This is a genomic window from Paenibacillus sp. J53TS2, from assembly GCF_018403305.1.
In the GTDB taxonomy this organism is placed as follows: Bacteria; Bacillota; Bacilli; order Paenibacillales; family Paenibacillaceae; genus Fontibacillus; species Fontibacillus rhizolycopersici.
In genome coordinates, this window is sequence record NZ_BOSK01000010.1 from 60,435 (window position 1) to 72,408 (window position 11,974).

An 11,974-nucleotide genomic window follows, 5' to 3' on the forward strand; every position below is an offset into this window, starting at 1 on the left:
ATGAAATTCGCGGTACTCGTATTCCCCGGTTCCAACTGTGATATCGACTGTTACAAAGCGGTGGAAGAGTCGCTGGGTGAACCGGTCGACTATGTGTGGCACACGGCCACCGATTTGTCCGCTTACGACTGCATTCTGGTACCCGGAGGGTTCTCTTACGGCGACTATTTGCGGTGCGGGGCGATTTCTCGCTTTGCGCCGGTGATGGCGGAAGTGGCCAAGGCCGCGGAGGAAGGTAAGTATGTGCTGGGCATCTGCAACGGATTCCAGATCCTGACGGAAGCCGGTCTGCTTCCGGGTACGTTGCGCCGCAATGAGTCTTTGAAATTCCGTTGTCATGACACGGAGCTGCGCGTGGAGAACAACGATAATCCGTTTACATCGCTGTATGCGCCGGGCGATGTGATCACGATTCCGATCGCGCACGGCGAAGGCAACTATTATTGCGATGAAGCAACGCTAGAGCAGTTGAAACGGAACAATCAGATTATTTTCCGATACGTTCAAAATCCGAACGGCTCGGTGGACGATATCGCTGGCATCTCCAACGAACGCGGAAACGTCGTCGGCATGATGCCGCATCCGGAGCGGGCGGTAAGCTCCTTGCTTGGTTCTGAGGACGGCAAGAAGATGTTTACATCCATTTTGAAAGCTTGGAGGGATCGGCATGAGTCAGCAAGTGTCCGCTAAGGAACCAAATGCAGAACAAATTGCGGAGCAGAAAATTTACAAACAGATGGGCGTTTCCGACAGCGAATACGAACTGATTTGCGGGTTCCTCGGGCGCAAGCCGAATTATACGGAAATCGGCGTGTTTAGCGTCATGTGGTCCGAACACTGTGCCTACAAAAATTCGAAGCCGCTGCTGCGGCGGTTTCCCACCAGCGGTCCACGCGTGCTGATGGGGCCGGGCGAAGGCGCTGGGATCGTCGATATCGGCGACAACCAAGCGGTTGTATTCAAGATCGAAAGCCATAATCACCCCTCGGCGGTGGAGCCGTACCAAGGCGCGGCGACGGGCGTGGGCGGGATTATTCGCGATATTTTTTCCATGGGATCCAGACCGATTGCCCTGCTGAACTCACTCCGATTCGGCAAGCTGGAAAGCGACCGGGTGAAGTATTTGTTTGAGCATGTGGTGTCCGGGATCGCGGGGTACGGGAACTGCATCGGGATTCCGACGGTCGGCGGAGAAGTCGTGTTTGATGAGAGCTATGACGGCAATCCGCTGGTCAACGCAATGTGCGTGGGACTGATTGATCATGACAAAATCCAACGCGGTGTCGCTAAGGGCGTAGGTAACCCGGTGTTTTACGTGGGTCCTCCAACCGGCCGCGATGGCATTCATGGCGCTACGTTCGCCTCGGAGGAGTTGACGGAGGAATCCGAAGCGAAGCGGACGGCGGTGCAGGTCGGCGATCCATTCATGGAGAAGCTCGTGATGGAAGCCTGCCTCGAATTGATAGACACGGGCATCGTACTGGGCATCCAGGACATGGGTGCGGCGGGGTTGACCTGTTCCAGCGCGGAAATGGCCAGCAAAGCCGGGAATGGTCTCGAACTGTATCTCGATCAGGTCCCGCAGCGTGAGCAAGGCATGACTGCCTACGAAATGATGTTATCGGAATCGCAGGAGCGGATGTTGTTCGTCGTTGAGCCGAAGGATGAGACGCAGGCGCGGGAGATTTTTGAGCGTTGGGGAGTCATCTGTGCAAAAGTCGGCAAAGTCACGGACGATGGACGTCTGAAGCTGTTCCATCACGGAGATTTGGTTGGCGACATGCCGGTTACGGCGCTCGTGGATGAATGTCCGATCTACAACAAGCCGTCGGAAGTGCCGGCTTATTATGAACAAAACGCATCGGTAGATACAACCCGCTACGAAGAGGTGCGCGATTTGGGAGCGGCGCTGGAGCAAGTGCTGGCATCGCCTTCCGTCGCGAGCAAAGCGTGGGTATACAACCAATACGATTACATGGTGCGTACGAGTACGGCTGTTCGTCCGGGTTCGGATGCTGCGGTGGTGACGGTTCATGGCACGCGTAAGGCGCTGGCTATGACGACCGACTGCAACGGACGGTTCGTGTACTTGGATCCGGAAGTTGGCGGGCGGATCGCGGTCAGCGAAGCAGCGCGCAACATCGTCTGCTCCGGGGCGGAGCCGCTGGCGATTACCGACAACCTGAATTTCGGCAGCCCGGAGAAGCCGGATATTTTCTGGCAGATGGAACGGTCGGTTGACGGAATGGCGGAAGCTTGCCGCGTGCTCGATACGCCGGTCATCGGCGGGAACGTCAGCTTGTACAACGAGAACGCCAAAGGCGCGATTTACCCGACGCCGGTCGTGGGGATGGTCGGCCTGGTGCATGATACGGATCATATTACGACGCAAGGATTCAAAGCGGCTGGGGATGTCGTGTTCCTCTTGGGCGAGACGAAAGCGGAGCTGGGCGGCAGCGAGCTGCAAGCCATCGTGCATGGTGTCGTGGAAGGACGACCGCCGCAACTTGATTTGGATGTGGAGAAAAAACTGCTTGGCGCAGTGCTTGCGGCGATCCAAGGCGGGCTCGTGCGTTCGGCTCACGACTTGTCCGAAGGCGGCCTCGCCGTTGCCTTGGCTGAATCGTGCATGAGCGGCGGAATCGGCGCCAAGGTTGACGTCGCGAGCGAGCTGCGTTCCGATTTTGCGTTGTTCAGCGAATCGCAGTCGCGGATTCTGCTGTCAGCTTCGCCGGAGAAGGCGGAGACGCTGGAGAAGCTGCTCGCGGAACGCGGCGTGCCTACAGCGCGGATCGGGGTCGTGGAAGGTTCGGAACTGAGCGTGTCCGTCAATGGGACGGAGGTTCTGAGCAAACCGGTGGAGCAGTTGAAACGCGTCTGGGAGGATGTCATTCCATGTCTGATGCAATGATGCCAGCGCAGAGACTTTGGACCGGAGACTACTATAACGAAGGGGCAGGGCACGCGGATCCGTTCGATACGTTGCGCGAGGAATGCGGCGTGTTTGGCGTATTCGGCCATGCCGAAGCGGCTTCCCTGTCCTACTACGGACTGCACGCGTTGCAGCATCGGGGTGAGGAAAGCGCGGGAATTTGCACGACCGACGGGGCGGACTTCAATTATCACCGCAGCATGGGACTCGTTAAGGAAGTGTTCGACCGCGATAAGTTGTCCTCGTTGCGAGGCGACCGTTCGATCGGCCATGTCCGCTATTCGACGAGCGGGGACAGCAAGTTGACGAACGCGCAGCCCCTGATTTTCAAATACCGCGACGGCGATTTGGCGGTAGCAACCAACGGCAATATCGTGAATGCGCCGAAAATCCGCCGCCAGCTCGAACAAAGCGGCTCGATCTTCCAAACGACAAGCGATACGGAAGTGATCGCGCACTTGATCGCCCGCTCGCCGAAGGATTTCGTCGAAGCGGCGAAGGACGCGTTGGGTCAACTGGTTGGAGGCTTCGCCTTCCTGCTGCTGACCAACGATAAGCTGATCGCCGCCAGCGATCCGAACGGCTTGCGTCCGCTTGTCATGGGACGACTCGGCGATGCGTACCTGTTCTCGTCCGAGACGTGCGCGTTCGAGGTCGTCGGCGCGGAGACGCTTCGCGAAATCCAGCCGGGCGAAATGCTGGTGCTGGACCGGGACGGCCTTCGCGAGGAGCGTTACGCCGAGCCGGCCCGCAAGGCGCTTTGCGCGATGGAGTACATTTACTTCGCGCGTCCGGACAGCGACATGAACGGCTCGAACCTGCATGCCAGCCGCAAGCGGATGGGGCAGGTGATGGCGCAGGAGTCGTTCGTCGACGCGGATGTCGTGACCGGCGTTCCGGACTCCAGCATTTCCGCTGCCATCGGCTATGCGGAGCAGACCGGCATCCCTTACGAGCTGGGCCTGATCAAAAATAAATATACCGGTCGTACGTTCATCCAGCCGAGTCAGGAGCTGCGCGAGCAAGGCGTGAAGATGAAGCTGAGCGCGGTGCGCCGTGTCGTGGAGGGCAAACGCGTGGTGATGATCGACGACTCGATCGTTCGAGGCACGACCTCGCGGCGGATCGTTAATCTGCTGCGCGAAGCCGGTGCGACAGAGGTGCATGTTCGCATTACCTCGCCACCGTTCAAGAACCCATGCTTCTACGGCATTGATACGCCGGACCGCGGCGAGTTGATCGCCTCGTACAAAACGGTGGAAGAAATTTGCCGGGAGATCCATGCGGATTCGCTGGAGTTTCTAAGCCCACAGGGGCTGATCCAGGCGGTAGGTGGAGAGAACGCCAAGGATTATAAAGGCGGCCTCTGCATGGCTTGTTTTGACAACGATTATCCAACCCGGACGGATTTCGACGGGGAAGAGAAGTTTGGCTGCACATGCTAGTGGGTGGAAGCCTAAGCTGAGTGCTGCTATTTGTGGGTTGCGGCTGAAGGCAATGGAGCGTTTCGATGTTGCATTTTACTGAATCTACGAATTGTATTCGATTTTTCGTGCATATCTCACGGTTCATGTTATTAATTGTTTGATTAATACATGTTCAAAAAGTCAGGTTTGGAGCACCAAGAAGGTTGGATGAAGCTAGGGGCTGAGTAGCGCAGCGTAGCCAGAGGCTACGTGAGCAACGGAAGGCCCGGCTGAATTCAAGATTCGACGCCGAATAACCTTCACTGACTTACTTCGTGATCGAAAGATGACTTTTTGAACTACCTCTAATCCAAAGGAGTGGGTCCCTCTCGTGTCTGAAGCATACAAGAAAGCCGGCGTTGATATCGCGGCCGGGAATGAAGCGGTTGAGCGGATGAAAAAACACGTCAAACGGACGTTCCGTCCGGAAGTGATGACCGACTTGGGCGGCTTTGGCGCTTTGTTCGGACTGAATAAGGACAAATACACGGAGCCGGTGCTCGTCTCGGGAACGGATGGCGTAGGCACGAAGTTGAAAATCGCCTTTGCCATGGATAAGCACGATACGATCGGCATCGACGCGGTGGCCATGTGCGTGAACGATATCGTGGTGCAGGGGGCAGAACCGCTCTTTTTCCTCGATTATCTGGCATGCGATAAGGTCGTACCGGAGAAAATCGAGGCGATCGTCGCGGGTATCGCAGAAGGCTGCAGCCAATCGGGCTGCGCGTTAATCGGCGGAGAGACGGCCGAAATGCCGGGAATGTACAGCGAAGGCGAATACGACATTGCCGGTTTTACCGTCGGCGTCGTCGACAAGAGCAAAATCGTGAACGGCAGCCGCATCGCTCCCGGCGACACGGTCATTGGACTTGCGTCCAGCGGGGTGCATAGCAACGGGTTTTCGCTCGTCCGAAAGCTCCTGCTGGAAGAAGCGGGCTTCGCATTGACAGACAAACTCCCTGAACTGGATGGTGAGGTGCTGGGCGATGTGCTGCTGACGCCAACCAAGCTGTACGTCAAGCCGGTGTTATCGTTGCTAGAGCAGGTGGACGTGAAGGGCATGGCTCACATTACAGGTGGCGGATTCATCGAAAACATCCCACGCGTGCTGCCGGAAGGGGTAGACGTGGAGATCGCCTTTGGGTCTTGGCCGATTTTGCCGATTTTCGACTTGCTGCAAAAGCAGGGGAACGTCAGTCCTCGGGATATGTTCACGACGTTCAACATGGGAATTGGGTTAGTGATTGTCGTGGCTGAGGATCAGGTGGAGCAAGCGATCGCAGCGCTACAGCAAGCAGGCGAAACGCCTTACGTCATCGGTAAAGCGACCGAGGGACAAAGGGTAGTGACTTTTGCGGGGGCGGACGTCTAATGGGCGCCAAGTATCGGATCGCCGTGTTTGCCTCGGGGCAGGGCAGCAATTTTCAAAACTTGCTGGACGCTTCGCGGACGGGGGATCTGGATGCCGAAATTGTGCTGCTCGTTTGCGACAAGCCGCAAGCCTTCGTCGTCGAACGGGCTCGCCGGGCTGGCGTCGAATGCTATCTGTTTAACCCGAAGTCGTACGCGCGTCGCGAGGATTATGAAGCGAAAATCGCCGCCGAGATGGAAAAGCGCGGCGTCGATTTGGTGGTGCTGGCTGGTTATATGCGGCTGCTTACCTCTGTGTTGGTAGAGCCTTATGCCGGCAGGATGATTAATATCCATCCGTCTTTGTTGCCTGCTTTTCCGGGGAAAGACGCAATTGGTCAGGCTTGGGAATACGGCGTGAAAGTGACAGGAGTTACGGTGCATTTGGTTGATGGCGGAATGGATACCGGGGCGGTGATTGCGCAAACGGCGGTGGATATTACACCAGACGATACGCTGGATTCGCTCGAAGCGAAAATCCATGACGCGGAACAACGCTTATATCCGCAGGTCGTGTCGTGGTTTGCTACAAACCAAGTGCGGTTGGAAGGCAGAAAAGTCACCATTCTGTCGGAATAGAAACCTTTTGAACGCGCTTGATTGCAGGATTTTCGGAGGAAATGGATCGCTTAAGGAACATGTGGAGAGGTTTCGATATTTCCCGAGAAATATCGGGGGCATGATTCGCCAAAATAAAGGAGGAGCCGATTGTGAGTATAAAAAGAGCGCTCGTGAGCGTGTCGGATAAAACGGGCATCGTGGATTTTTGCCGCGAGCTGTCGCAGCTAGGTGTGGAAATCATTTCGACAGGGGGCACGAAAAACCTGCTGGCGAAAGAGGGAGTGCCGGTCATCGGCATCTCCGACGTAACCGGGTTCCCAGAAATCCTCGACGGACGTGTCAAAACGCTGCATCCTGCGGTTCATAGCGGGCTGCTGGCGGTTCGCGACAGCGAGGAACACCAAGCGCAGATGAAGGAGTTGGGACTGGATTATATCGACCTGGTGGTCGTGAACCTGTATCCATTCCAGGAAACCATCGCCAAGCCGGACGTCACTTATGAAGACGCGATCGAAAATATCGACATCGGCGGCCCCACGATGCTTCGTTCTGCCGCGAAAAACCATGCGTTCGTCAGCGTTGTTGTCGACGCCGCCGACTATGGGACGGTGTTGGATGAGGTGCGTGCGGGCGGCGATACAACGCTTGAGACGCGCAAACGGCTTGCGGCCAAAGTTTTCCGCCACACGGCGGCTTATGATGCCCTGATTTCCGACTATTTGTCGAAGGTAAATGGCGATCCGTTGCCTGAACGGTATACCGTCACCTACGAAAAGATCCAAGACCTGCGTTATGGCGAGAATCCGCATCAAAAAGCGGCATTTTACCGCAAACCGCTGGCGGCGGCCGACACCTTGACCGGAGCAGAGCAGCTGCACGGGAAAGAGCTCTCCTACAATAACATCAACGATGCTAACGCGGCACTGCAAATCGTCAAGGAATTCGAGGAGCCGGCAGTCGTGGCCGTCAAGCATATGAATCCTTGCGGTGTCGGAGTTGGCGCGAGTGTGCTCGAAGCCTACCAAAAAGCGTACGAAGCCGATCCGGTGTCGATCTTCGGCGGAATTGTTGCGGCCAATCGCATCATTGATGCTGATACGGCGATGCTATTGAAGGAAATCTTCTTGGAGATTATTTTGGCGCCGGGCTTTACGGATGAAGCGCTGGAGATCCTTACGAAGAAGAAGAATATCCGCCTGTTGAAGCTGGGTGGCCTGGAGTTGGGCGCGAGCCGCAGCAGCCAGTTCGTTGTCACCTCGATCGATGGCGGCATGATCGTACAGGAAAGCGATGTGCATTCGCTGAAGGAGTCTGACTTGACGGTCGTGACCGACCGTAAGCCTACCGATGCGGAGTTGAAGCAACTGCTGTTCGGCTGGAAAGTCGTTAAGCATGTGAAGTCTAATGCGATCGTGTTAGCAAAGGACGATATGACGGTTGGCGTCGGCGCGGGGCAGATGAACCGCGTGGGTGCGGCCAAGATCGCGATCGAGCAAGCGGGCGACCAGGTGAAGGGCAGCGTTCTAGCCTCGGATGCCTTCTTCCCGATGGGCGACACGGTAGAGGCGGCCGCCAAGGCCGGAGTTACCGCGATCATACAGCCGGGCGGCTCCGTGAAGGATGAGGAGTCGATTAAAGTCGCGAACGAATACGGGATCGCGATGGTCTTCACCGGCGTGCGCCATTTCAAACACTAAGCCGGAGTCAGACGGCAGACCGCTGCGGCGGCCTGCCGTTTTTCGCGGGTTCGCGGTGAGGATGCTGTAGAAGAGCACTGACGGGCTAGGCTGACAGGCCGACGCTGGCGGCAAGCCGATGGGCAATGGCTGCGTGGTGACATGCAATCTGCCCAACGTTCTGACGCAAACAATTTACCGGTAAAACCTACCGTTAATGCTGAGATAATGCGGGGATTAGCCGAATTAGCTGTAAAACCTGCCGTTAATTTGAGCGAAAAGGCCGCCAACCTGGTCAAAGGCATAATTTAGCGGCACATTTTCCAGTTAATTGTGCTCAGATGCGGGTAGGATGCCAAATTAACGGTAGAATTTCCAGTTAGTTTGGTCTGCGGACCTAGGTGGCAGGCGAGAGGATCGTTCATTAGCACAGATGACCTCGAACTAGTTACCTACAGTAGATTTAGGTTAACAACCATTCAATGGAGATCCCTGAAACGAAGGAGGAGACTATGGATATTTTGGTGATTGGCGCCGGAGGGCGCGAGCACGCGATTTGCTGGAGCTTGGCGAAAAGCCCGAAGGCCGGGACGATTTATTGCGCCCCAGGAAACGCGGGCATCGGGGAACTGGCAGAGCTGGTACCGATTCAAGTGAATGAATTCGACAAGCTGGCCGCTTTTGCTGAAGAGAAGCGGATTGGCCTGGTCGTCGTCGGTCCGGACGATCCGCTTGCGGACGGGATTGTGGACGTGTTTGAGGCCAAGAAGATCCCGGTCTTTGGTCCGCGCAAAAATGCCGCGCATATCGAAGGTAGCAAGACTTTTATGAAGGATCTGCTGAAAAAATATAACATCCCTACCGCCGCCTACGAGAAGTTCGACAATTACGAGCAGGCCCTAGCTTATCTCCAAAGCCGCCCGGTGCCGATCGTCATCAAGGCCGACGGGCTTGCGGCAGGTAAAGGTGTGACGGTTGCTTTTACCCGCGACGAAGCGGAAACGGCGCTGAAGAACATCATGATCGACAAAGTGTTCGGCGAATCCGGCAGCCAGGTCGTGATCGAGGAATTCCTCGAAGGGCAGGAAATGTCGATCCTGGCGTTTGTCAATGGGGAAACGGTCCGCCCCATGGCCGCGGCGCAGGATCACAAGCAGGTGTATGACGGCGACAAAGGTCCGAATACCGGCGGCATGGGTACTTATTCCCCGCTACCGCATATCGCGGATTCGATCATTGAAGAGGCAATTGAAACGATCATCAAGCCGACCGCCAAGGCCATGGTTGCCGAAGGACGGCCGTTCCACGGCGTATTGTTCGCCGGCTTAATGATCGCACCGGATGGTAAACCGAAGACGATCGAGTTTAACGCTCGCTTTGGCGATCCGGAGACCCAGGTTGTCTTGCCCCGGTTGAAAAGCGATCTGCTCGATATTTTTCTGGCTGCCGTAAACGGGACGTTGGATCAAGCGGAGATCGAATGGAGCGACGAGGCGGCGGTCTGTGTCGTGTTGGCTTCCGGCGGATATCCGGCTTCGTATCCGAAAGGGTTGCCGATCCGCGGTCTGGACGAGGCGAAGGCTGCGGGTGCGCTGGTGTTCCATGCCGGAACGGCTAGGGGGAAGTGCGGCGAACTGGTCACGAACGGCGGGCGCGTACTTGGCGTTGTGGGTCTCGGCAAGACGATTGCTGAAGCCCGGGACAAAGCGTACGAAGCGGCAGGATCTATCGCGTTCGAAGGCAAGCATCAACGTACGGACATCGCTGCGAAGGCATTGGTTTAGATCATTAGCTAGGGTGCCATACAAGGATAATCCGCTTCCGATTCGTGCATGTTAAGGGATATTGGGGATAGATCAACGGATTCCCCGCAATTCTCTATCGGGAGGCGGCATCACCATGAGCGATAAAATGAAGGAAATGCTACCGGTTTCACGCGAAGAAGTGGAAGTCGACGGCGTATACCGGGACGAACTGGGACGCGAGGAATATTTGCAAAAGGGCGAGGAATTCCCTTCCGACCCGGTGTACGGCACGATGGAATGGGAACTGAGCGAGCTCTCCCAAGAGAAAAACTCCAAAGGCCATACCGATGACCGCTTATTACACAAAAAAGCGAAAAAAGAAGGTTAACCAGACGCCCTTCCAAAGCGGGATGTTTCCCGTTGGAGGGGCGTTTGCCTGCCGCCGTGCAAAATAACTTGAACCGGAGGCGGTTTCAGGTGTAACTTTAATAGAATGAGAGAACTGAGTTAAAGCGAGGAGAAATAGATGAATCAGGCGGAACGACAAACGGTAGGCATGGAAGACATCGTCAAAGCGCATCACATACTGAAGGAAGTGGTGATCCGGACGCCGCTTCAGCTCGATGCGACCTTATCAGCCAAATACGAATGCAGCGTTTATCTAAAAAGAGAGGATTTGCAGGTTGTTCGCTCCTTCAAAATTCGTGGGGCGTATAACATGATTCGCAGCCTGCAGCCGGAGGATCTGGAGAAGGGTATCGTATGCGCGAGCGCCGGTAACCATGCGCAGGGCGTGGCCTTTTCTTGCAATGCGCTAGGGATTCAAGGGAAGATCTATATGCCAAGCACGACGCCGAACCAGAAGGTCAAGCAAGTCAAACGATTTGGCGGGGAACATGTGGAGGTCGTTCTGATCGGCGACACTTACGATGATGCCTATGCGGAGGCGATGAAAGCTTGCCGGGAAGGCGGTATGACGTTCATTCATCCGTTTGACGATCCGAAGATCGTCGCGGGGAACGGGACGATTGGTATGGAGATTATGGAAAGTTTGACGGCACCGGCTGATTACGTCTTTGTGACCATTGGCGGCGGCGGGTTGGTATCCGGTGTAGGAACGTATTTCAAGACGGTTAGCCCGGAGACGAAGGTCATCGGGGTTGAACCGTCCGGTGCGGCTTCCATGACGGAAGCTTTGAAGCAGAAGCAAGTGGTGACGCTGGAATCGATCGATAAGTTCGTCGACGGAGCCGCGGTCAAACGGGTTGGCGACTTGAATTACGAAATTTGCGCGGACATTCTGGATGACATCGTCCAAGTACCGGAGGGCAAAGCATGCACAACGATTCTGGAGCTGTACAATGACAGCGCCATCGTCGTGGAGCCGGCCGGGGCGTTGCCGGTCTCCGCGCTGGATATGTACCGCGATCAGATTCGCGGGAAGACGGTCGTTTGCGTGATCAGCGGAGGCAACAACGACATCGACCGGATGCAGGAGATGAAGGAACGTTCGTTGATTTACGAAGGGTTGAAGCACTACTTCCTGATCAACTTCCCGCAACGTGCCGGAGCGCTGCGCGAGTTCCTTGAAGAGGTGCTGGGTCCCAACGACGACATTGCGCGGTTCGAGTATACCAAGAAGCATAATAAGGAGAACGGTCCCGCTTTGGTGGGCATCGAGCTGAGCGACAAAGCGGATTACGAAGGGCTGGTTGGCCGCATGACCGCCAAAGGGATCGCCTATACCGAGCTCAACCGGGATTTGAATTTGTTTAATTTGCTGATTTGAGTTTTAGCAAAAAATAGTATGGCGAGAAGCCCTCTTCGACAGAAGTCGAGGAGGGCTTTTTTGGTGTGCAGCTTCGTGTATAACGGAACGTAGAGACCTTATTTGCGAGGGAAAAGCCCTCGCCGATTTCTAACGGAACTGAGAGGCGTTATATGGTTCGAATCGCGGTGGTTATGACGGTTTTGTACCCCATAAGGTCACCTCGTTCCGTTAGCTTGGGAAACCGCGCGGGAAATTGAAAATAACGTCACGACGTTCCGTTAGCGTTGACGGAGATTGCCGAATCAGAGGCTCGCCCTGAATATTTTTAAATTAGGCTTTACAATACCAACACACTAGTGTACTATTTAACTATGACACCGATACATTGAAGGAGTGAATGGAATGAACGC

General features: G+C 55.6%; 9 protein-coding genes. All 9 read left to right on the forward strand.

Features of this window, described 5'->3' with window-relative positions; all coding sequences use genetic code 11:
- The 9 genes from purQ to ilvA all read left to right on the forward strand — a co-directional run bounded on the left by purQ (position 1) and on the right by ilvA (position 11,582).
- Entirely contained in the window at positions 1-690 is a 690-nt protein-coding gene (purQ, locus tag KJS42_RS19190; protein WP_155606686.1) for a phosphoribosylformylglycinamidine synthase subunit PurQ, read from the forward strand.
- On the forward strand, positions 668-2,911 hold the full coding sequence (gene purL, locus KJS42_RS19195; RefSeq protein ID WP_193415746.1) for a phosphoribosylformylglycinamidine synthase subunit PurL: 2,244 nt from the start codon (positions 668-670) through the stop codon (positions 2,909-2,911). Before purQ ends, purL begins: the two co-directional genes overlap by 23 nt.
- Entirely contained in the window at positions 2,896-4,377 is a 1,482-nt protein-coding gene (gene purF, locus KJS42_RS19200; RefSeq protein WP_155606684.1) for an amidophosphoribosyltransferase, read from the forward strand. The genes purL and purF overlap by 16 nt, the downstream gene beginning before the upstream one ends.
- A gap of 352 nt (positions 4,378-4,729) precedes the next feature.
- Positions 4,730-5,773, forward strand: coding sequence for a phosphoribosylformylglycinamidine cyclo-ligase (gene purM / locus KJS42_RS19205; protein WP_213623823.1), 1,044 nt, complete (start codon positions 4,730-4,732; stop codon positions 5,771-5,773).
- A complete protein-coding gene (purN, locus tag KJS42_RS19210) occupies positions 5,773-6,390 on the forward strand; it encodes a phosphoribosylglycinamide formyltransferase (protein ID WP_213623824.1) in 618 nt (205 codons plus the stop codon). The genes purM and purN overlap by 1 nt, the downstream gene beginning before the upstream one ends.
- A gap of 131 nt (positions 6,391-6,521) precedes the next feature.
- A complete protein-coding gene (gene purH, locus KJS42_RS19215; protein ID WP_213623825.1) occupies positions 6,522-8,069 on the forward strand; it encodes a bifunctional phosphoribosylaminoimidazolecarboxamide formyltransferase/IMP cyclohydrolase in 1,548 nt (515 codons plus the stop codon).
- Between the two features lie 491 nt (positions 8,070-8,560).
- On the forward strand, positions 8,561-9,832 hold the full coding sequence (gene purD / locus KJS42_RS19220) for a phosphoribosylamine--glycine ligase (RefSeq protein WP_213623826.1): 1,272 nt from the start codon (positions 8,561-8,563) through the stop codon (positions 9,830-9,832).
- A 115-nt stretch (positions 9,833-9,947) separates the two neighbouring features.
- Complete coding sequence (locus KJS42_RS19225; protein ID WP_155606681.1) at positions 9,948-10,181, forward strand: hypothetical protein; 234 nt, start codon at positions 9,948-9,950, stop codon at positions 10,179-10,181.
- Positions 10,182-10,319: 138 nt separating this feature from the next.
- A complete protein-coding gene (gene ilvA / locus KJS42_RS19230) occupies positions 10,320-11,582 on the forward strand; it encodes a threonine ammonia-lyase IlvA (RefSeq protein WP_213623827.1) in 1,263 nt (420 codons plus the stop codon).
- Positions 11,583-11,974 lie beyond the last annotated feature (392 nt).